This is a genomic window from Anaerotaenia torta, from assembly GCF_050433395.1.
In the GTDB taxonomy this organism is placed as follows: Bacteria; Bacillota; Clostridia; order Lachnospirales; family Lachnospiraceae; genus Mobilitalea; species Mobilitalea torta.
The window spans coordinates 111,151-133,241 of record NZ_JBNPXH010000013.1 but is presented as its reverse complement, the minus strand read 5'-3'; the positions used below and the strand labels follow the sequence as shown (position 1 = coordinate 133,241).

At 44.6% G+C, this 22,091-nt stretch carries 23 protein-coding genes; 6 read left to right on the top strand and 17 right to left on the bottom strand.

The window, feature by feature from the left end; translation table 11 throughout:
* Positions 1-5 precede the first annotated feature (5 nt).
* The 5 genes from HNQ56_RS19735 to HNQ56_RS19715 all read right to left on the bottom strand — a co-directional run bounded on the left by HNQ56_RS19735 (position 6) and on the right by HNQ56_RS19715 (position 3,931).
* Positions 6-824: a MerR family transcriptional regulator gene (locus HNQ56_RS19735; RefSeq protein ID WP_429149674.1), complete on the bottom strand. Its 819-nt coding sequence runs from the start codon at positions 822-824 to the stop codon at positions 6-8.
* 127 nt (positions 825-951) lie between these two features.
* Positions 952-1,545, bottom strand: coding sequence for a DsbA family oxidoreductase (locus HNQ56_RS19730; protein WP_429149671.1), 594 nt, complete (start codon positions 1,543-1,545; stop codon positions 952-954).
* 68 nt (positions 1,546-1,613) lie between these two features.
* Positions 1,614-1,982, bottom strand: coding sequence for an ACT domain-containing protein (locus tag HNQ56_RS19725; RefSeq protein ID WP_429149668.1), 369 nt, complete (start codon positions 1,980-1,982; stop codon positions 1,614-1,616).
* Between the two features lie 3 nt (positions 1,983-1,985).
* The gene (locus HNQ56_RS19720) at positions 1,986-2,411 is read right to left on the bottom strand and encodes a YolD-like family protein (RefSeq protein WP_429149667.1); all 426 of its coding nucleotides are present in this window, start codon (positions 2,409-2,411) and stop codon (positions 1,986-1,988) included.
* Positions 2,408-3,931: a Y-family DNA polymerase gene (locus HNQ56_RS19715; RefSeq protein WP_429149665.1), complete on the bottom strand. Its 1,524-nt coding sequence runs from the start codon at positions 3,929-3,931 to the stop codon at positions 2,408-2,410. Before HNQ56_RS19715 ends, HNQ56_RS19720 begins: the two co-directional genes overlap by 4 nt.
* Before the next feature lie 201 nt (positions 3,932-4,132).
* Between HNQ56_RS19715 and HNQ56_RS19710 the strand changes: the two genes are divergently transcribed.
* Genes HNQ56_RS19710 through HNQ56_RS19695 form a run of 4 tightly spaced genes read left to right on the top strand, consistent with a single transcriptional unit; the run spans position 4,133 to position 6,430 of the window.
* The gene (locus tag HNQ56_RS19710; protein WP_429149663.1) at positions 4,133-4,609 is read left to right on the top strand and encodes an RNA polymerase sigma factor; all 477 of its coding nucleotides are present in this window, start codon (positions 4,133-4,135) and stop codon (positions 4,607-4,609) included.
* A complete protein-coding gene (locus HNQ56_RS19705; RefSeq protein WP_429149661.1) occupies positions 4,606-4,938 on the top strand; it encodes a zf-HC2 domain-containing protein in 333 nt (110 codons plus the stop codon). The genes HNQ56_RS19710 and HNQ56_RS19705 overlap by 4 nt, the downstream gene beginning before the upstream one ends.
* Positions 4,939-4,953: 15 nt before the next feature.
* Complete coding sequence (locus HNQ56_RS19700) at positions 4,954-5,664, top strand: ATP-binding cassette domain-containing protein (RefSeq protein WP_429149659.1); 711 nt, start codon at positions 4,954-4,956, stop codon at positions 5,662-5,664.
* Positions 5,657-6,430, top strand: a complete 774-nt coding sequence (locus HNQ56_RS19695) for an ABC transporter permease (protein WP_429149657.1) — start codon at positions 5,657-5,659, stop codon at positions 6,428-6,430. Before HNQ56_RS19700 ends, HNQ56_RS19695 begins: the two co-directional genes overlap by 8 nt.
* Positions 6,431-6,437: 7 nt before the next feature.
* Here HNQ56_RS19695 and HNQ56_RS19690 read toward each other — a convergent pair whose 3' ends face one another.
* The 10 genes from HNQ56_RS19690 to HNQ56_RS19645 all read right to left on the bottom strand — a co-directional run bounded on the left by HNQ56_RS19690 (position 6,438) and on the right by HNQ56_RS19645 (position 17,877).
* Positions 6,438-7,244, bottom strand: coding sequence for an RnfABCDGE type electron transport complex subunit B (locus tag HNQ56_RS19690; RefSeq protein WP_429149655.1), 807 nt, complete (start codon positions 7,242-7,244; stop codon positions 6,438-6,440).
* A gap of 39 nt (positions 7,245-7,283) precedes the next feature.
* A complete protein-coding gene (rsxA, locus tag HNQ56_RS19685) occupies positions 7,284-7,856 on the bottom strand; it encodes an electron transport complex subunit RsxA (RefSeq protein ID WP_429149653.1) in 573 nt (190 codons plus the stop codon).
* Positions 7,857-7,858: 2 nt separating this feature from the next.
* Complete coding sequence (gene rsxE / locus HNQ56_RS19680) at positions 7,859-8,467, bottom strand: electron transport complex subunit RsxE (protein ID WP_429149651.1); 609 nt, start codon at positions 8,465-8,467, stop codon at positions 7,859-7,861.
* Complete coding sequence (locus HNQ56_RS19675; protein ID WP_429149649.1) at positions 8,454-9,032, bottom strand: RnfABCDGE type electron transport complex subunit G; 579 nt, start codon at positions 9,030-9,032, stop codon at positions 8,454-8,456. The genes rsxE and HNQ56_RS19675 overlap by 14 nt, the downstream gene beginning before the upstream one ends.
* Complete coding sequence (locus tag HNQ56_RS19670; RefSeq protein ID WP_429149647.1) at positions 9,032-9,967, bottom strand: RnfABCDGE type electron transport complex subunit D; 936 nt, start codon at positions 9,965-9,967, stop codon at positions 9,032-9,034. The genes HNQ56_RS19675 and HNQ56_RS19670 overlap by 1 nt, the downstream gene beginning before the upstream one ends.
* A gap of 5 nt (positions 9,968-9,972) precedes the next feature.
* Entirely contained in the window at positions 9,973-11,307 is a 1,335-nt protein-coding gene (rsxC, locus tag HNQ56_RS19665) for an electron transport complex subunit RsxC (RefSeq protein ID WP_429149645.1), read from the bottom strand.
* A gap of 475 nt (positions 11,308-11,782) precedes the next feature.
* Positions 11,783-12,139: a SoxR reducing system RseC family protein gene (locus HNQ56_RS19660; protein WP_429149643.1), complete on the bottom strand. Its 357-nt coding sequence runs from the start codon at positions 12,137-12,139 to the stop codon at positions 11,783-11,785.
* 166 nt (positions 12,140-12,305) lie between these two features.
* On the bottom strand, positions 12,306-15,362 hold the full coding sequence (locus HNQ56_RS19655) for a glycosyl hydrolase (protein ID WP_429149641.1): 3,057 nt from the start codon (positions 15,360-15,362) through the stop codon (positions 12,306-12,308).
* A 515-nt stretch (positions 15,363-15,877) separates the two neighbouring features.
* Positions 15,878-16,846 carry a helix-turn-helix transcriptional regulator gene (locus HNQ56_RS19650; protein ID WP_429149639.1) on the bottom strand — a complete coding sequence of 323 codons (969 nt, stop codon included), beginning with the start codon at positions 16,844-16,846 and terminating at the stop codon, positions 15,878-15,880.
* Positions 16,847-17,034: 188 nt separating this feature from the next.
* Entirely contained in the window at positions 17,035-17,877 is an 843-nt protein-coding gene (locus HNQ56_RS19645; RefSeq protein ID WP_429149637.1) for a 5'-3' exonuclease, read from the bottom strand.
* A gap of 282 nt (positions 17,878-18,159) precedes the next feature.
* Here HNQ56_RS19645 and HNQ56_RS19640 point away from each other — a divergent pair, with 282 nt between their 5' ends.
* Positions 18,160-19,002: an AraC family transcriptional regulator gene (locus tag HNQ56_RS19640; RefSeq protein WP_429149636.1), complete on the top strand. Its 843-nt coding sequence runs from the start codon at positions 18,160-18,162 to the stop codon at positions 19,000-19,002.
* A gap of 238 nt (positions 19,003-19,240) precedes the next feature.
* Positions 19,241-19,516, top strand: a complete 276-nt coding sequence (locus HNQ56_RS19635) for a hypothetical protein (RefSeq protein WP_429149634.1) — start codon at positions 19,241-19,243, stop codon at positions 19,514-19,516.
* Here the strand turns inward: HNQ56_RS19635 and HNQ56_RS19630 are convergent.
* On the bottom strand, positions 19,513-20,856 hold the full coding sequence (locus HNQ56_RS19630) for an MFS transporter (RefSeq protein ID WP_429149632.1): 1,344 nt from the start codon (positions 20,854-20,856) through the stop codon (positions 19,513-19,515). The two genes, HNQ56_RS19635 and HNQ56_RS19630, sit on opposite strands and share 4 nt — an antisense overlap.
* A gap of 113 nt (positions 20,857-20,969) precedes the next feature.
* Positions 20,970-22,013, bottom strand: coding sequence for a LacI family DNA-binding transcriptional regulator (locus tag HNQ56_RS19625; RefSeq protein ID WP_429149630.1), 1,044 nt, complete (start codon positions 22,011-22,013; stop codon positions 20,970-20,972).
* Between the last annotated feature and the right edge of the window lie 78 nt (positions 22,014-22,091).

The following is a 22,091-nucleotide window of genomic DNA, read 5'->3' as shown; positions in this document are numbered from 1 at the left end:
GCACATTATTTCTTTTTGACGGGATAACACACTTCCGTAACATACTCATCGGGGTTTTGTGTTTCATGGGGGCTTACGTGATAAATGCAGAAGGCAAGCCCGGCAAAGGCATACCCATTGTCCTGTACCCATTTTGCTACTGCCTCATTGACTTCCGTCACCTTTTCATAGCTGCCCTTGTAGGTGGCGGAGGCAATCTCTACTGCCGGTTCCGTTTTAAACACCACATTCTCCGTGTTCGGATAGCTGCCCTTCACGGATTTTTGAACCTCCACATCCACATCGGTCTCCTTGTATTCCGCATCGTGAAAAATTGCCATTGCATAGCAGGGCTCGCTGTCCTGCAGTTTCAAAGCTGCGGTCTCCTGCATCAGGATACCCCACAGTATCCCCTCCTGCTCATAGGAGGAAATGGTTTTGCGCACACTGGCGACATAACGCTCCGGTAAAATCTTTAAGGTTACATTATAATTCATAGCAGTTTCGTCCTTTCTCAGCCGTTTGATGGCTGTATCAAGAAGGAGTAAACGGCGGCCTGCCTCTTCCGCTTCTGCCTGAAGCTCTGCCTGCTTCACTGCCAGGAATTCAGCCAGGGCCTTCGGATCGTCATAGTTCTTTAGAATCTCCCCGATAGCGGCAAGTCCAAAGCCCATGTCCCTTAAGGACAGAATCCGGCCGGCCACCGGAAGCTGATCCTCCGCATAATAGCGGTAGCCTGTGAAGTCATCAATGGTCTTAGGCGTCAGCAGTCCCAGTTCGTCGTAGTGGCGCAGCATTCGTATACTAATCCTTGATAATTTTGAAAAATCACCTATTCTCAGCATTTTTTATTCCTCACATATATGTGTTTTTTTGAGCTCATCTTTATTTTAGAGTATATCACAGTGTGAGAGTCAATAGGTTTTTTCAAATTTCAAACTTCAAATTTCACCCGACAAGCTGGTACCTCTCCTATGCATGTTTTTCCAGGAACTCTGCTATTTGCTCACGTAAAACACCTACACTATACACTGCATTCAGCCGTGCGTTGCCCAAGCGGAAAGAAGGCACGGAATCCAGGGCGTTTTCTTCCCAACCGTACTTATTTAATCTCAGCCGCCTTTCTTTATAGATTTCTAAATTCAATGCCCGGCAAAATGACTCCGCGTCAGCTCCGGCCGAAACAGCACAGTCGCTGAGCACATCAATATTTTCAATATCCTTGCTTTCACAAAAGAAAGCAGCATATACTGCATCATTATAACGCTTAATATCCGCACCTTGTTCCTCCAGCCAGAACAGGCCCTGAATTGCCAGGTAACTGTAATTTCCAGGCTCAAAGGGACGTTTTATGGATAGCCCCGCTCTTTCCAAACGCGGCTTCAGCTCAACGAACCACTCCCCTGAAGCATCCCAGCCGGATACCCTGGGCTCTGACTGCGGGTGGATTTCACATGGACACCATTCCACAGAAAGGTTGGGATAATCAGGCAATATCTGATTTAACTCATGAAGGCCCAAATAACAGTAGGGACAGGTATAATCAAAAAACACTTCCAGCTTCATAATAAAATTCCTCCTATGGTTTTGTGAATTACAAATGCTTCTGTTTTACAGATCTCTTTATAAAATCTTCAGGTTATAATCTGGTATCCCGAGTTCTTCAGACAGGACAATGCTTTTTCATAGTTTGATGATTTCGTTAAAATATAATCTGTATTATAAGTTGATACAGCAAAAATTCCACTCTCATTTTCGGCAAGGATTGCGGAGATTTTCGATAAAATACCAATCAGAGAAAAATCCAATTCTCCCTCAACTCTAAGCATTTTCCAACCATCCTCCCGCTGTGTTACATTTTCAGGCACTTTGTCCCTTAAGCAAATAAGGGATATTTCCTCATCCGTCTTACCAAGAAAGCAAAACTCGTCAGAAAAATCGATCCCCGATACGTCCTGCACTTTGCAGATCGATAGCTCTTCGGTAAAGCTTTTGATTATCATCCGTCACACCTCCATAGGTTCAAATATCCGTCCCTCTATGCTGATGATTTCATTAATGGGAATCTCTGTGCTGTCCATCATAATGACAACCCGTTGATATCCGTCTATCTTTTTAACGGTTCCCGTAGCAGTAACATAAGCACCGCCATCCTTCTTTGCGTCCGGCTGAAAGTAGGTAATTGTGATTTCCGGATGCTCTTTCAGCCGTTCTGCTATCATCTGCAGCCTCTCGCTCAAAACCTCTTTCCTATCCTCATCCAATTCTACTCTCTCATCCGTCAGCCTTGCAGTTTCTTTGATGGCGCTGCCATGGCCGGTTAGTGCGGCAAAGGGGGAAAACTGGGCTGCTCTGTCACTGATTGACATTTGAGGATGTTTTGCTGAAACATGACGCGGTAAATGAATGATATCGTCATATGTCTTTGTCATGCCTTGTGCCCTCCAATCTGCTTATTCCGGTCCAGTGTGGTAGCCCCTTCCTCCAGATTCATTCCCTTTAGAACGGCATTTTTGCCGTATTTCTTTTTTATCTCCAGCATGGCTTTCTGTACCCTTTTTTCCCGTTCAAGGCCGGCTTTTTCTTCCTCTTTTTTTGCCTCTGCAGCCGCGTAATCCGTAAAAAGGTCAAGCTGTTCAAAGCCGTCCGGTTTTTGCACGGTGCCCTCATCCACAACATGATTCGCCGCGATATTGAGTCTCCTGACCAGAAGATTTTTATCAGCGATGCGTTCAAACAGCTCTGTGACGGCATCCATAATCAGCTTAGTAGAGGAGGTTTGTCTGCCAAGGTTTGCCGTACCATGGGCAGATTTCGGAACGGAACGTCCGTAGCGGTCAATGGTAATCTCCCCTTGATATAATTTCTTTCTCTCCGGGTTCGTCAGATTTTCAATATCATATCCGACGGTCAATACAAGCTGATCCGTTACAAGCCTCTTATCCACCAGATCGAGTACCAGCAGATCCGTCATCTCCCGCACGATCAGCTTCGCTTTGTCAAAGGAATAGGCATATTGCAGCACCTGCCCCGACCCGATACTGTTTGTACCTGGTCGATAGGCTTTAATGTCGGCAATCGTGCATGGCTCCCAGCCCCACGCATGGTCGATCAGCAGCTCCGCATTAATACCGAACAGCTTGTACAGCAAATCCTCGTTATAATAGTCGCCAGGCTTACCAATGGAACATCTGGCGATATCACCCATGGTCAGAAGGCCGTGTTTTTCCAATTTCTTTGCATATCCACCGCCAACGCGCCAAAAGTCGGTTAGAGGCCGGTGTGACCACAGCAGGCGGCGATAGCTCATTTCATCTAATTCAGCAATGCGCACGCCGTTCTGATCCATGGGAATATGCTTTGCCTGAATATCCATGGCAACCTTGCAAAGGTACAAATTTGTGCCGATCCCGGCTGATGCTGTAATGCCGGTGGCTTCGAGAACATCCAGAATCATTTTCGCAGCAAGCTCCCGGGCGGAAAGCTTGTAGGTGGCCAGGTAATCGGTAGCATCAAAGAATACCTCATCGATGGAATAAACATGGATATCCTCGGGTGCAATGTATTTCAAGTAGATATCGTAAATCTGCGAGCTATATTCTATATATTTCGCCATCCTCGGCGGGGCAGTAATATAGCCCACTGAGAGCTCCGGCGAGGCTTTCAATTCAATATCGCTGAAGGAAGAGCCGGAAAAGACCCGTCCCGGTGCCTTTTGTAACCGGGCCGCATTTGCTTCCTTCACCTTCTGCACAACCTCAAACAGCCTCGCTCTGCCGGGAATACCATATGCCTTGAGGGAGGGGGAGACGGCGAGACAAATGGTTTTTTCGGTACGGCTTGCATCAGCGACAACCAGGTTCGTAGTCAGTGGATCAAGCTTGCGCTCCATGCACTCCACCGAAGCGTAAAATGATTTTAAATCGATTGAGAAATAGATTCTGTTCTTCATGTTTTCTTCTCCGGTCTCCTCCTTTAAAATTTTCTGTCCGGCAAAATTGAAATATACTCTTACTTTAATACTGTTTTATTATATACTAATACAATAAGAAAGACAACAAAACAGGTTGTTAGAAAGAGGTCAGAAAAATAAAAAAGTTTGAAACGCTTATATAGTATGCAAGTCTTATGAGTAAGATCAGGAGGTGAAAAAGTGGCGGATTTCGGTGAGATATATTCAGAGTATTTTTCTGATGTATATAAATATGTGCTATCTCTTTGTATGGATGAAGCAATTGCAGAAGAAATAACGCAAGAAACCTTTTTCAAGGCCATGCAGCACATAGACAAATTTAACGGTTCCTGTAAGCTGTATGTTTGGCTCTGCCAAATAGCAAAAAATGCTTATTTCACACTTTACAAAAAGAAAAAACGTATGATATCTAACTTGGACACCGGTATACCGGATATAACATTCAATTTGGAGATGGATTATCTTGACAAGGATACGGCGAAACGGCTGCATATTGAATTGCATAATTTAAGTGAACCATACAAGGAAGTTTTTACTTTACGGGTATTTGGAGAACTGCCATTCTCACAGATTGGGGAGTTGTTCGGAAAAACTGACAGTTGGGCAAGACTGATTTTTTATAGGGCAAAGAAGCAATTACAGGAGGTAATGAAATGAAAATATCTTGTGAGATTATAAAAGACTTGCTCCCGTTGTATCTTGATGGGGTATGCAGCAATGAAAGCAAGGCGGTGATAGAGGAACATCTTGCAGAATGCGATAGCTGCAAGGATGAATTGCAAGCAATGAAGGAAGAGCTATTTTTGAGCCGCAAAGAACAAAATTTGAAAGAAGCCGAAGCGGTAAAAAAACTGTCAAGGAGGTGGAAAAAAGGAATGATGAAATCCTTGCTGAAAGGCGTCCTTCTTACACTTTTAGTGGTTGCCGCCATTGCTCTCGTTTTGTACATCTTTATGGATATACGAGCTTTACCAAAACCTTATTGATCGGAGGATTGCAAATTGATCCATTACACTTTAACAGCAGAAAATATCAAAATGCGGTATGGAGAAAATGCCGTTTTGAATGAGGTTTCTATCCATGTAGAGTATAGAGATATTTACGGATTGGTTGGAAAAAACGGTTCTGGAAAAACAACCTTGCTTCGTATTCTTACCGGACTAATCCAAAATTTTAACGGAACAGTTTCCATAGCAAAAACAGAAGGCCGTGAAAGCCGATTTGCCGCTGTTATCAATGACCCATCGCTTTTCCTTAATATGAGTGCTTTTGAAAACATGAAGGAACAGGCACATTTACTCGGTCTGCATGATAACAGCCAAATTGAGCAGGCGCTGGAAATTGTCGGTCTGGAAATTGCTAACAATAAGCCTGTAAGCCAATTTTCTCTTGGTATGGTGCAGCGATTGAAGCTCGCGATGGCATTATTGCAAAAGCCGGATATCCTTATCCTGGACGAACCCATGAACGGCCTTGACCCGGACGGAATTGCAGACCTTCGTGAATTATTACTGTGCTTACATGAAAACGGCATGACAATACTGATTTCCAGCCATATTTTGAGCGAATTAGAACAAGTGATAACCCGGCTTGGTATTCTGCATGACGGTAAAATTGTCAAAGAAATAGCTGCTCATGACGCTTTCCAAAATGGAACTTCATTAGAAAAGCTGTATATGCAATACACAAAAGGGGGTAAAGCAAATGACTAATCTGTTGAGAACCGACCTTTACAGGCTTGGAAAGAGCAAGTTATTTTATGGAATTATGGCATTTACAGGTATTCTTGCTTTTTCTCTGATGATGATTATGCGTCAAGATATCCGGGTTGGCATTTCAGTTTTTGGAAACTTAACCGCATTTAAGGGGATCGAGGATATTATTCGAATAGGCACAGAATATCAAAAAGGGTTAGGTATTTTGATTGCTATCCTAATCTCCGTATTTATTGGTCAAGAATATCAATGGAAAACATGGCAGCATAAATGGATAATAGGCAAAAGCCGCACTCATATTTATTTGTCAAAAACCATTCTTTCATCCTTTATATCTGCCGCTGTTTTCTTATTGTTTGAGTTGATTGCTTTGTTTAGCTCAGGTCAAATCAGTAATATACTGACGAGTAAGTACATTGCCATGATTATTGGCGGGTCCGCTGTTTACGCCTCTTTAGGGGGAATTATTTGTCTGCTTTCTATACTGATAAAAAACAATACCTTATCGGCCATTATCTGCTTATGCTATGTATTATTCAGCGAAACATCCTGGTCCATCCTTAGAAATCTAAGCAGCTTTTCTTCCGGTGCTGTAAAAATCGTTGAATTGAGCATGCGGCACTCTATCTATGGTATGTCAACGATCATTTCTTCAACATCATTTTCTGTGGACATGATCATAAGTATTGTAATCAATTCGGTTGTCATCATGCTTATATCTGCCGTGTTTGGCCTCATTGTTTTTAGAAAGTACGAGTTGTGAAACGGTTTTATTCTTCATGAATGATAGTAATAACCTTGGAAGGGCACTTTTTGACACAGGCCAGACACCCGGTGCACTTTTGGTAATCAATCTTTGCCAGATTATTCTTAACTGTGATGGCACCGAAATTACACACCTTTTCACACAGCTTGCAGCCAATACAGCCCACAGAGCAGCGAAGCTTTACCTCTTTGCCTTTTTCCTTTGTAAAGCAGGAAACTCGTACATTGGAGGATGCCGGAACCAGTTCAATCAAATTCTTGGGGCAAGCCGGTAAGCATTTGCCGCAAGCGGTGCATTTCTCCGGGTCAATCACCGAAATATTATTTTCAATCCGTATGGCGCCGAATTGGCATAGCTTCTGGCAGCTTGCGAGGCCGATACAGCCATAGGTGCATTGCTTTGTGCCTCCGCCTGCTAACTGTACGGCAGCGTTGCAATCCAAAATCCCCTGGTAGGAATATCTGTAATGCGCAACCGCAACCGAACCGATGCATTTTACAAAGGCAACATGCTTTTCAAAGGATTCGGCCTTAACCCCAAGAATACCGGCAATGTTTTCGGCCGTGCCGGCTCCTCCAACAGGGCATCCGTTCAACGGGGCGCGTCCGTCTACCAGTGCCTCGGCAAATGAGTAACAGCCTGCGAAGCCGCATCCGGCGCAGTTTGCTCCGGGCAATGCCTCCAGAACTTTCTGCAGGCGTTCATCAACCTGTACCTCCAGTTTTTTGCCTGCATACCCCAGCACAAGTCCAAAAATCAGGCTAATGGTACCGATGGCAATCATCGGATTAAATAAATAGGGGAAATTCATATCTTTTTCTCCTCATATCATATTTTTTTAAGGCTATCTCTAAAACAGACCGTAAAATCCCATAAATGCAATGCTCATTAATCCGGCGATAATAAAGGTAATGGGATATCCTTTAAATATTTTGGGGACATCTGCTTTCTCAAGCTTTGTGCGCAGCCCTGCCATCAAAAGAATCGCAACGGAAAATCCAACCCCTGCACCAAAGCCGTAGACAACTGATTGGAGCAGAGTATGATTATTCTCCTGATTAATGATGGCAACACCGAAAATCGCGCAGTTAACCGCAATCAGAGGCAGGTACACGCCAAGGGCACGGTGAAGAGCAGGACTGCTTTTTTTTATGAACATTTCCACAAGCTGTACAAGCGACGCTATAATCAGGATATAGGCCAGTGTGGAGATATATTCCACCTTCAATGGAACCAGTATATATCGATAGGTGATATGCGTAAAGAAGGCGGACAGCGTAATAACAAAGGTCACAGCCAGACTCATCCCTACGGAGTTTTCAATTTTATTGGATACCCCAAAGAAGGAGCAAACCCCCAAAAACTGGGCAAGAATAAAGTTATTGACCAGAACCACACCTAAAAACAGAAAAAACAAATCCATACTTACTGATCCTCCTTTTTCGGTTTTTCTTTAAAATAGTTAATCATTGCAATGATAAATGCGATTGTAAAAAATGCTCCGGGAGCAAAAATCATAATCAGTGTTTTGGGGAATAGCGCGGGGAGAACTGTAATCCCGAAGAAAGTCCCGGCTCCTATAATCTCACGAATACTTCCAATGAGTAAAAGAGCCGCCGTAAAGCCCAGTCCCATGAAAAAGCCATCCGCCGCGGAATAGATAACACTATTTTTTGAGGCAAAAACCTCTGCTCTTGCGAAGGGAATACAGTTTACAACAATCAATGGGATAAAGATGCCCAAGGCTCTATCCAGCTCAGGAAAATATGCATTGATGATAAGCTGAAGTATGGTAACAAAACCGGCTGTAATAGAAACCAGAATGGGCAGTCTGATTTTTTCAGGAAGAATGTTACGTAAAGTAGAAATCGCTATGCTTGAAAACATCATAACCAAGGTCGTAGAAATTCCCATACCCAAACCATTTGACGCACTGGTGGTAACCGCAAGAGTCGGACACAGACCAATCATTTGGACGAATACCGGGTTTTCGCGAATAATCCCGTTTAAAGCTATTTTTTTAAGATTGCTCATTGTTTTCCTCCTCTATGAACGTGACGATTTCAGCGGCATGATTGATGCCTTGTGCTATTGCCTTTGAAGTAATGGTTGCACCTGTGATTGCTTGTACGTCCGTTTCCTTTGCGGGAAGCTTTACAATATTGATGGGATAGCCGGATCTGCCTTCAAAGCGGCTTATAAAATCCGGTTTGGCAGCAATATCCCCCAAGCCCGGTGTTTCATTTGATTTTAAAATACGATAGCTTGTTATGGATATACTTGCATCAAATCCTACCATTGTCAGAATTTCTCCCCCGTAGCCTTTCGGCGTAACGGTTACCACATATCCCACCTTACTCCCGGATGCATCCAAGCCTCTTTCCACCATTTTTACGGATGAAATGTTATTGTTTGTGATGTCAACGGTTTCAAAGGTTGCGGCAGCGGGCAATAATATCTGCTTTGATAACAGCAATTCCCGCTCTAATTGCGCCTGAATAGGCTCTTCGGTAATATAGTGTACAATACCCAGCAGACCGGCAATGATTACCGTCGTCGTGAATAAAAACAACGCCTGTTTTATCACAGATTTAAACATTATTTTCCACCTCCGTATACATGAGGCACCGTAATTTTATCAATATACGGAACAACAAGATTCATAATCAGAATAGAATAACAGACGCCTTCCGGAAATCCGCCGTAGAACCGGATGAGAACAGCCAGCACTCCACAGCCAATTCCCATAATGAATTGTCCTTTTGGATGAATAGGGGACGAAGCATAATCAGTAGCCATAAAGAACGCTCCCAGCATCAAACCGCCTGTGAGAATCTCATACAGCGGATAGGAAGCATCAAATCCCGTGCGTTTTAACAGTGCCGTAAGAAGGAAGAATACCGCAATAAAAGAAACAGGGGTTCTCCATGAAATGACGCCGCGCACAATGAGGTAAATGCCTCCTATAATGATTGCGATGGCACATACCTCCCCAAGACTGCCTCCCTTGAAGCCCAAAAGGGCGTTGACATAATCCGTAGAGGCCGGTACAAAACCGCCTTCCTTCATGCGTCCAAGAGGGGTTGCTCCGGAGGCGGCATCAAGGGACCAGGTTGTCATTTGTACCGGGTAAGAAATCAATAAAAATGCTCTGGCCGCCAGGGCAGGGTTCATAAAATTATGCCCCAATCCGCCAAACAGCATCTTGACGATAATAATTGCGAAAAAGCCGCCGACAATGGGAAGCCAGAAGGGTACCGCATACGGTAAATTCATTGCCAGCAATAAGCCCGTAACGACGGCGCTGCCATCCCGAATGGTGATTGGTTTTTTTGCTGTTTTTTCAAATAACCATTCAGCAGATACACACGATGCCACCGATAAAATAATTGTAATAAATGCTCTGATACCAAAGAAATAAACCCCTGCAATGCACGCAGGCAAAAGTGCAATGACAACATCGTACATGATTTTTTCAATGGTAGCTTCGGAGCGTATATGAGGATTTGCTGAAACTAATATTTTTTTTGGCATTGATTTTAATCATCCTTTTTCTTTTTTTGGGAAAGAAGTTGTCTTCTCTTCTTTTTGATGGTCTGCGTCAAGTGCCTTTTAGAGGGGCACACATAGGAACAACTGCCGCATTCAATGCATTCCATACCATTGTTATGCACAAAGTTATCTATTTCCCGGTGGATCACAAATTGATTGAGCGCATACGGCATAAGCCCAATGGGGCAGCTGGCCACACAACGGCCGCAGCGGATGCAATTTCTTTCAGGGGGGATTTCTGCCTCTTCTGCTGTAAGAAGGAGAATACCAGATGTTGTTTTCATAACAGGGATTTTCAGTTTATATGTAGATATTCCCATCATTGGGCCGCCTACTATAATTTTTGACGGTTCGACATGCAGTCCGCCGATGTCCTCAACGATTTCGTCAATGGGTGTTCCAAGTCTGATTTTATAATTGCCCGGATTTCTTACCGCACCGCCTGCGAAGGTAACAACCTTGCGCATCAAGGGACGTCCTCTTACAATTGCACGGTGGATTGCAATCGCAGTATCCACATTGATCACCAAGACACCGGAACTGGCAGGGAGCTTTCCTTTTTCCACCTCACGGCCGGTACAAGCCCAAATCAATTGTTTTTCACTGCCTTGAGGATATTTTGTTTTTACTGTAGGAACTTTTATTTTGTTATGGCCCTCACATGCTTTTTGCATAGCTTCGATTGCTTTCGGCTTATTGTCTTCGATTCCAATGATGGCTATAGCCGTCGGCAATAGCTTTAATATGATCTCCGTACCAATAACGATTTTTTCTGATTCCTCCAGCATAACCCGATAATCCGTTGTCAGATACGGCTCGCATTCCGCTCCGTTGATCAGGACCTTATCAATGATCATGTCCTTAGGCGGCGACAGCTTCACATGGGTTGGGAAGCCTGCTCCTCCCAAACCGACAATACCGGCTTCTCGAATTCTCTGCAAAATCTCATCATTGGTATAGCTGTTATAATCTTTAGGTTCAGAAATTGTCGGATGCTCTTCATAGAGCCCGTCATTTTCCACAATAACAGCATTTGAAACAATTCCGGCAGGAGTAAGCACCTTTGTAATCGCGTCTACGGTTCCCGAAACGCTTGTGTGAATTGGAGAAGAGATTAAACCTTCCGCATCTCCAACTTTTTGTCCCAGAAGCACACGCTCATCAACAGATACAGCAGGCTGGCATGGAACACCTATGCTTTGTACCATAGGATATACCATTTTAGAACCGACTCTGGGGAGTATTACTTGTATTGCTTTGTCATCCGTGTGGTGTTTCTCACCTTTTGGATGAATTCCCTTTTTAAAAGTAGGCAATCTCATAATTTCACTCCAAGTCTCTCATTACAGTTCAGCCTCCTCCCTTCCATAGGCCGAACCAATGTCATGAAGTTAAGCCGTTAGAACTCCACCAAGTCACTTTTACTTGCCTTACCTTCGTGCGTTCAAAGCGCTCCGCTTCACAAGATGCACCAATGTTACATTCTGTGACACAGAATATAACATTGGACGGATCTGCGTAAAAGTGACTTGGTGGAGTTCTAACGGCTTAACTTCATAACATTGCAGGCTGAACTGTAACAGTCTCTCTGTATTTTCAACTCTCGGTCATTATTATAACATATTGTCCGGAAGATAACAATTTCGTTAATAAGTTCACAAAACGCCGTAAAAAAACCACTGTAAAACCGCAAGCCCTACAGTGGTAATTACTACCATTCTTTTTCTTCTTCCGGGTCGTCCTCCAGGTTATTTGAAATAATTGCTGTTGCAACCGGAAATGCCGCACGACTCTTAATCAGCGGATACACAAATAACTTATTAATAAAAAGCCTACCCCTACAGCGGCGGTAACAGGCTCCCTCAGGCTTTCTGAAACCAAGCCCGGCGTAATGATCCAGCCCAGCAAAATGCCCGCTGCGAAAGCCATAAGCGGAACACCGTAAAAAATAACAGCGCCTGCCAAAATAGTCTCCTTCATATCAACAGACACATAATCTCCAACAGAAGCATTACAAGTATTTTCAATTTCTATTGTCATGGCAGACCGTCTGTGCGCATCACATGCTTTACACTCACCGCAGCTGGTAAGCGGAAACATCTTCACACACATGCTCTTTCCTGATACTTTTGTTACCAAACCTCTTTCAGACATTACAAAACCTCCTCAGCTTTGTATAGCATAACATTTTTTTTATACTGCAAATTTTTTGGTGAATCCATCTTTAGTATAAAATAGGAAACCATAAGATAGCAAGTGCTATCTTATGGTTTCCTATTTTATATATCATTGCCTGTCTGAATATTCCATACCGGCTTGCTTATCTGCCGTAAACTTCAAATTCCCAGAAGGAATAGCCCCAAGGACCGGTCTTCTCATAAGCTGTAAGTTTTACATAGCGAGCATTTACAGCTGCAAATGATGTTTCAAAATCCATAACAGGATCACCGCCGCTCTTCGTATAAACGGTTGTCCAGGGTCCGTTTTCACTTGCAGCGGTTTCAATCTTGAACTTTGTAGCTGTTGTAGTGACAGCTTCCCATAAAATAGCTATCTTATTAACAGAGAATGTGCTTCCAAGATCGATCGTGTAGGTAAGTTCATAATTTCCTCCATGTTCGGACTCAAAGCGGGTATTGCTGCTGCCGTCAATACCATAGCTGGCAGCACCGTTGCCCGGTCTGTTTGTTGAAGCAGTTTTACCCCTTGCAACATTGGCAGAAGAAGCCTGTCCCCCGGTGCCATAAACTTCAAATTCCCAGAAGGAGTAGCCCCAAGGACCTTCCTTCTCAGTAGCCGTGAGCTTAACATAACGTGCTGTGACTGCATTAAACGTTGTGCGGAACACCTGTTCAGCCGCGCCGCTGTTCTTAGTGTAAACCTCTGTCCAGAGACCATTTTCGCTTGTAGCGGTTTCAATCTTGAACTTCGTGGCTGTGGTGGTCATTGCTTCCCAGTTGATTGCGATCTGGCTGACTGAGCAATTAGCACCCAAATCAACGGTGTAAATCAGCTCATAGTTTCCGCCGTGCTCAGATTCAAAGCGGGTATTCGCGTCGCCGTCAACACCGTAGCTGGCCGCGCCGTTGCCCGGTCTGTTTGTTGCCGCCATCTTACCGAGTGCAACGTTTGTCACGTCCCCTGATGGATCCGGATCAGGATCGGGCGGAATGTCAGGGTCAACCGGCCCGCCTCTGCCTGGTCCCGGTTCCGTGCCGCCGCCTGCCAATGCTGCAGCCTTACTGGTATATGGAATTAAAAATCTTTCAACTGTGCCATTATCCACTACATGTGTCGGTGCAGTAGGATCAACAACAAGCCAATATTCATTGAATTTATGTCTGTCACGTGACCATACATATTTTACACTCTCGGTACCATTGTTAAAAATGATTGCGTTTAGGACATTGAGGTCATACTCAAGTGAGAACCAGCCGTCTGCACTCTTTGTTAGAGATGCGCCGGGGTATGAACCTGCAGGCCATTCCCACCAGTTGGTATCAAGTCCGTACCAGTACGGATTGCTGCCAAGCTGATTGGTGGGGTCATAGATATTAAGTACAGGGCCGCCAGGTGCGGTACCGCCTCCCCTGAGGGCAGCTTCCCTGGTTTTGTACTGAGTTAAATAGTGTTTTTTGCTGCCTCCGTCACTCTGATACGCCAGTGCGTCCTTATCAACTGCAAAGTAAAGATCTGTTTTGTTATGCAGTCCCTCGTCCCATACATATTTGATCTGGGTCGCGGCATCGAAGCTTCCGTCATTGAGAATAAAGGTAGCGACAGTTTCCAGATCCATTTCAAATGTAAGCCAGCCATTGTTCTTCTGCAAAGGAATACCCGGCCATGGGCCGCTCATTTCCAGCCATTGGTTAATCCAGATACCGGAATAAACAAATGCATTGCCGCCAAACACATTGTCAGGATCATAAATATGAATCACAGGGACCGGAGGCGGATTTGCCGGGTCAACCTTAAATCTCGCCTGCAGTGTCATACTTGCTATTGCCGTAAAGAGATAGGTCGGATTATCGCTTACTTTTGTACTGCCCGCGTACCAGCCGTCAAAGAGATAATGTTCATTCGGCCTGGCAGTCAGGGTAACCTGTGCATGATCGCTATAGGTGCCGCCGCCCATGACGGTACCTCCCGTTCCTGCTGAAACATTAATAATACAGGATACCGTTCCGCCCAGTGAGCCCGGAACAGCGCTGTCAGAAACGGAACGTTTTTGCGGATTGCCCTTATCTCTGTAAAGTTCGCCGAGCCGGGTCAGAACACCGGTTGTCCGGGTCGTCAAAGCAGCATGGCTTCCGGCACTCTCACCATACGGATTGCCGTCCGGATCGCCGAAGGAGAACCACGCATAACGCTCGACATAAGGACAGTTGTCCAGATAGTCAAGGAGCTTGTCCATATAGTTGTATACATGCTGCTTCGTATAACCCCAGGGTTGTATATCATCCTGGTTACTGGGCCAGTTTGCCACAGCAAACTCAGTAATCCAGATTGGCTTGTGGTAACGGTTCCATAAATCCTCGATCAATGCTTTAAAGTCGGCAATCTGATCTCCTCCGTCTGTATCACCGGGCCAGCCGGGATAGCTATGAACTGTAATAAAATCAACAGGATAGGAACCGTCCGGCCGCTTAATAAGCTCCATAAAATCATAAAGCCACTGGCCGGGTTTATTTTCATACTCCCAAGCCGCAGCAGGTGATCCGGTGCGTTTGCCGGAATCAACAAAGCTGGGCCACCAACTGCGGGCAACCGTCGTTGCAGGTGTATTAACTTGTCCTGTGTGGTCCGGCTCATTACAGCCAAGCACTGTTTTGTAGCCGGCAATTTCACCGGGATTGCATTGGCCGTTCCAGAACATAGGGGTAAAATCAAGTTTCTCTACGACTGCTTGATTTGATTTGGTTGCGTTCCAGGTGTAATACCAGCTTAGATTCATGTTCTGCATGTTTGAAAGATCGTTAAAAAAACCGATCCCTTTCTTGCTTACATAAAACGTTCTTGGCTTTGTCAAAACCTTCTGACCGTTTGTCAGCTCGGCTTCGATCCAGACGGTATGAGTATTTACATCAACCGTATATACCTCATACTCAATCGTGCTGCCGGACGTCGCATTAACAGCTACACCCGGTTTGTCGTCCAGATACACTATGTATCTTACTGCATTTTGCACAGTGTTCCATTTGACCCAAACAGGTCCCGCCGGGATTAACTGCTCCTGAGCAGGATATACAACTGCATCTTTTTGCCATTCGGTAGCAGACACTGTACCTTCCTCGGCTGCGGAGACGGGCATAGTTGTAATTAAAGTCAGCAGCATGCACACCGCAACAGCGAAAGAAAAGATTTTCGTTTTCTTCATACACTCACTCCTTTCATGAATTTTTTACTAATATTAATTTGTGCAAGCTAGATTGTCATAATTAGTATATCATATAATTTGGAAAAACAATACATTTTTTATTTATAAATGCTAATGTCTTACAAAAAAACCAATCATCTATTTTATCTCCTCAGCTTCTACGAAAAAAAACGGCAGCTCTGATTGATTTCAAAACCGCCGTTGCAACTGAAATAAAGTCATCATAGTTTATATATTTTACAGCTTTTAACGCAAAGACATCATAAAATTCACTTCATGATGCAAAAAGAGATTTTATGCCCACAATCTATTTTTCTATATTGATATGGAAGGGTATGACATTAGACGGCTTGGAAGGCGACTTGGAAGCATGCCTGGAACTTATAAAAGAAGCCATGACAATTCGGTAGATCTCATATCCTTTAAAAATCAAGCTGGCAAGGGTGCTTATAAAACGAGAAGGAGGCGGTGACTAGCCGCCCTCCTCTCACTCTTTGCCAACAGTACTATGTCGTCTATTGTTTCCGCACTGGCCTGACATACTTCCAAAATCGCTTCGGGTCATGGAAAAAGTAGGCCATTCTGCCGGGAGAAGTATCATAACAATAAGAGGTGTCTGCGAAATCAAACTTTGCAATTGCCGCATCTACCTTTTCCTCCACGCTGCGGTTTTCTTGTTCATAATCGAACGGCCCATGTTCGAAAACAATGTACTCTTCTTCGGGTACGTCTATCAAGAGCATTTGTGCCGGCACTTCGCCGTTATAATCGGGGTCGAGCCGGACGCCGTAACATTCAGCGCGGGGGATACCGTAACAGAAAGGTTTACCATCCGGGTCGTGGATATACGCCATAATCTGACCGCTGCCGCTGCTAAGATCGTTGCTGCCTATGTCATCCAGTTTATCCTTGATACTGTCGAGCAAACCGCAGATAGTATCATAATCCTGCCCCGGTATGGCGTTCTGTTTTTGCCAGAAATCCCAATAACCATTGCTCTCATAGTTTTTGATGTGCAAAAACCTATGGGCGGGAATCGTTACAAAATAAATCTTGACGTCCTCTGTGGATTTTACCATGCCAATTTCTCCAATTCCTAAAAAGTAGCGGTCAAAAGGTTTTATTTTTGTACGAAGTGCGACCGGCATAGGATTTTTACGGTACTCGCTTGGAGCAATGCAATATGCCGACTTGAACGCCCGCGTAAAGGCTTCATGTGTTGAAAATCCATAATCAAAAGCAATATCCAAAAGGCTTCTTTCGCTGTCCCTGACCTCTCTCAAAGCAAAAGCCAACTTTCTTTGACGCAGATAATCCCTAAACTGCATACCCGATATTTCCTTAAATTTTCTTGTCGTATGAAACTCAGAATATCCCAGCTTGCGAGAAAGAAATCGCAGCGTTATAGCCTCTCCATTATGGTTCTTAATGCACTCGTCAATTTCATCAACGATTATTTGAATTTGCTTATTCCACTCGTACATTTATCATTTCACCTCGCTTTAACCACCCTATCGTCATTATAGAGTAATATAACTTGCATCGCTTGATTTTACTTGCTGAAAATACGCTGCTTTTCAATAAAGTTCATTAAATTCGCCTGAAGCTGCCTTTCCAAAAATCGATTTCCCGCTACCGTTCGCTCTGAAAACAAGGATACCACGTGGTTCATTCATCTCAGCCCAATTCCTTTCAAAACCTCGTTAGTGGTGATGCCGCTATAATTGTAGGCGAGTTCATCAAAAACAAATGGCAAGACTGCTCTATCCTCAAGCTTTATCAGCTTGTAGTTATTCCGCAAACGGTCTGCGTTTCGAATAATGGACTCACGGATGGACGGCTTTTGGATTTTATCGGCATTATTTATGATTTCCTGCAAGTATCCAAGCTGATTTATAAGTGCTGCAGCAGTTTTGGGACCTATCTTCTCCGCACCTTTGATGTTATCGGAATGATCGCCGGTTAAGGACTTGAAATCTGCATATTGGGAGGGTAATATACCATATTTGTTATATATGTATTCGGCCTCGCAAAGAACCGTATTATCGCCGCGGTACCGCAATACTCTTACATTATCACTGATAAGCTGAAAAAAGTCACTGTCATAGGAAGCAATCACTATTTGTCCCTTGTCTTCGTATGTGTGTACATAGCTTGCGATAACATCATCGGTTTCCAGTTCGGCTACCTCTGTGTGCTTGATATTCATAAAGGTTAAGGCATCATATACATCCTGCAGTTGTGAAAATGGGCTTTCTTCCTCGGGCACAGCGGAATAATCCTGGCGGTTGGCTTTATATTCGGAAAGCAGTTCCGCTCTGTCATTTGGATGTTCGCCGTCAAACAGCACCACAATATGAGTTGGCTTTGTCATTTTCATTATCTTGATTAACGCTCCAACGAATCCCAGAGTGCCTTGTATCGCTTTACCGTAAGCATTCATAATTCTTGACGGCATACCAAAAAACATCTGAAAATGCAAATTCAATCCGTCAATAATAAGGAGCTTTTCCATTCCTTCACCTCAATTCTACGAGAAAAGTATCACTATAATTGTATCTCCTCCGGAGCTTTGTTTCAACCAAAATTATTGAATTCATAATCTTAAGACTATGTAAAAAATATTGACTTGTAATTTCTTAAAGCTTATCATATATTATGATCTCTATAATCATCCGGTGTATTGGCTCAGGGGGTTGTTTGCGAGCGGATTAACGCTCCAGCCTACAAATACTTGCAAATATTGTCGGGTATACGTTCTTAATTTATATTATACTTATCATGAAAGGAGAAGTATATGGATACACTGGAAAACATGAAACAAGCAATCGATTATATCGAAAGCAATCTTGACCGTGAAATGGAATATGCCAGGATTGCACAGATCGCATTATGCTCTCAATATCACTTTCAGCGCATGTTTGCTTTCCTGATCGGCGTACCGCTATCCGAATACATAAGGCGCCGCCGTTTAACCCTTGCCGCTTTTGACTTGCAGAATGGGAAGGAAAAGATAATTGATATTGCTTTGAAGTATGGTTATAATTCGCCTGATTCGTTTTCTCGTGCATTTATAGCAATGCATGGAATTACACCGTCAAAAGCAAGGGAAAAAGGAATATCCTTAAAGGCGTATCCTCGTATCACATTCTCTTTATCACTAAAAGGAGTGGTTGAGATGAATTACAGAATGGAACAAAGAGCTTCCTTTGCCGTTGTGGGTGTAAAGCAGCGATTTTCTACTGTTGAGGGTTTGGGTGAAAACGTAGGAAAGATGTGGCGGGAAACCCCGGCTGAGGTCTTCGGGCAGATCGCCGGACTTGGGGATGGGCTGGTGGGTGTTTACAGCGGAATGTATGAAGACAACACAACAGATTACTACATTGCCGCCATAACGGAAAAAGATTGTCCCAAAACGCTGAGCAGGCTTGAAATACCGGCTCTTACATGGGCTATATTTGAAATAACCGGCCCCATGCCTACCGCAATGGCAGATATATGGGGGCGCATTTTCTCCGAATGGTTTCCCACATCCGGCTATGAACACGCAGAGGCACCGGAAGTGGAATGGTATTCAAACGGTGATCTGAGCTCATCCGATTACAAAAGCGAAATATGGATCCCGGTTATTAAGAAATGATATTCCATGTAAAGAGTGTCCCCGATTGATATCTGAGATCATCATTCGAGGACACTTTTTTATTACTCACAATGATATTAAGCGTTCATGTTTACTATTCTTTAGCGGACGATCATATCAAACAAATTTTTGAAAAAGGACTGGAACATATAAGAGAAGAAAAGTAGGAATGCTAATCTTATTTGGATGAATCAACCAATGAGTATATTACTGATTAAGAAATATAAGGAGGATAATGATGGGCAACCTGATCTATTTCGGAATTCTCGTTTATGTACTATTCTATGGCAGTTATCTGGGCAAACAGCTGATGCTGAAAAGACAAGGCATAACAAGCGACCGGCTGGGATGCGGCGATAAACCGAAACGAACCCTCATCATCGAAAGGCTGCTTAAAGCTGCCACCTTTTCAATGGCTGCATTGCAGATCTTAAGTTTTCTCATGGCCGCTGTATTTGGTGAGGAATATCGGAAATATAAAAGGTCGGTTGGGCGATATTTTTTATTCTTTTAGATTTCCAAAGCCTTTCTAGCAAAGGTGCGCCACTTACGGCTTACGGCAAAGCAGACCGCCATGGATAAAAATGCTCCGATTACCCATATCCGGATGGTGGCATTCCAGCCATATGCAGTAGACAGTGCTCCGATCCCATACATGGAAACTGCACATCCTGCATATACGCAGGAGTTGATGATGCCGTATATACTGGAGGCCTTGCCTGTCCTGGCAAACCGGGAGGGCATGACCGCCGTCAGCATGGTGTTCACTGCCATCATAGCCGTAGTGCACAGGGTAAACATGGCAAGGGCCACCGGCATGCAGCTCTGTCCCCATAATAGAAGCGCCAGCAATGCAGCCCCGCATACCCCAAAGAAAGCTGCCGACCCGAATATCTCATCCTTGCGGAGCAGTCTGCCCGCCATGGATGCAAGTGCCACGCCGAACAGATTGCACACCGGAATCACCATGGTACTGAGGATGGATACCATGGAGCTGGTAGCGTAATTCTCCTGTAAAAAGGTCGGAACCCAGGTTGCCACACCGTCCTTCAACGCTCCCTGTACAAATAAGGCAGGAAGAAGGCCGCATAAGCCGGAAGCGATCAGAAGCTGCTTCCAGGAATATGGCTTGGCTTCTGCCGCCCTGCTTTTTTCTCCTACCTCCCTGCTCTTCTCTGCCTCCTCTGCCCCGGCCGGCTCTATGACCGCTTCCTTTGTCCTGGCTTCCCTGCTGCCCATCTGTCTCGCATAACGCTCCACACGGCCCATGCTCACATACCATACGGCTGCCATGACACATAGGCAGACAGCCGGTACATAAAAGGCCCATCGCCAGTTAAGCTCATTGATAAGAGCCGCGCTCAATGCATAAGAAGCCACTGTTCCAAGGGGAACGGAATAATTCAGATGCAGGCAGCTCTTTGTCCTTTCCTCCTCCGGCATATATTCACAGATGATGTGAAGCAAAGGCGACCAGATAAATGCCTGTGCCAGTCCGTTCACACACCATACCGCCGCCATAAGCTCCGGCGCATGAAGCATTCCCATCAGCACATTAGACAGGCCGGACACCGTAAGACCTCCGAATACCAGCCATTTCCCGGACAACCTATCTCCCAGAAATCCGCTGAATAATTGACTTATCCCATAGGAAAAGAAAAACATTGTACCGATCATTCCCGCTTTTCCCTTATCAAATCCTTCGGCACGGATAATTTCTACTAAAGAAACCGAGTAGTTCAGTCTCCCAAGATAAGTAATAAAATAAACGCTTACACATAATAAAAACAGCATCCGGATTTTACGCTTTTCCATAAACTTACCCGCATGCATACGGTATGTACTTTCAGTCATCTCCTGCACTCCATTTCATATTTTACACGTGCTAACCTATATATCTTGCTCCCTGTCATGCTGCTCAGCGCAGCTTGACAGGGAGCCGCAAATTACTCTTATAGCAAATATCCCTACTCCGTTCCCTTGGCTTTACCCAGGGTCCCGCGTTCAATGAATTCTACCGGAAGCTCCACATGCCTCACTGCATTCCGGTGTTCAATCAGATCAATCAGGGAATTGACGCTCACCGATGCAATTCTATCAAAATTGCACCGCATCGTCGTAAGTCCCGGTGTAAGATATTTGGATATGGATATATCATCGAAGCCAATAACGGACACATCCCGGGGAACCTCATACCCCAGATCCTTCAAGGCATTCATCGCGCCGATTGCCATAATATCATTGGCGGCGAAGATACCTGTGGGCTTGTCCGCCTCCGGGCTGCTGTACATCCGGTAGATTTCCCGGTATGCCTTTTCCTCACTGAAGTCACAGTCAATTTCCATCAGCTTCTCTATCTGGTTCCGGCACTTCCCCGCCGCCGATTTGACCCCTTCGTGCCTGCGGATGGCCGGAAGACGCGGCCTGCCGCAGCCTATATACAGGATATTCTTATGCCCGTTCTGCACAAGTCTTTCAATTGCATAATAAGCGGATACCTGATCGTCCATATTGACGACCACCACATTCTCATAATAGGAATCCCTCTCCTGATTAACCAGGACAAGGGGATATCCGCGCTCCGCAAGACGTCTGATATCCGCACTCCCGGTATCATAACCCAGCAGTACCGCACCTCTCACCAGACTGCCGTTCAGGATGCGCTCTATGGATTTAACATCCTTTTCCCGCTCCGTCAGATACACAAGGGTCTTATAATCGCACTTTTGGGCATTGCTTACAACCAGGTTAATCATCTCTGTCGCAAAGTGGGAGGTGATATTGTCGCCGGCGCCTGAATTCTTGTCCGAATACGCAGAGAATAAACCTATAATCTGTTCCTCCTTGCCGACAAGACTCCTTGCCTTGCTGTTTGGTTCAAAATTATACATATCAATATATTTGCGTATCTTTTTCTCAGTCTTGGGAGACACTCCGCCCGCACCGTTGATAACCTTGGAGAGAGTGACCCGCGAAACCCCTATGATTTTGGCCAATTCTTCAGTCGTCATTCATACCACCTCTTCTTCATTGTAATGATTGCTTCCCTGCACACATACAAACCTATTCCTATCATATTACATGCCTGC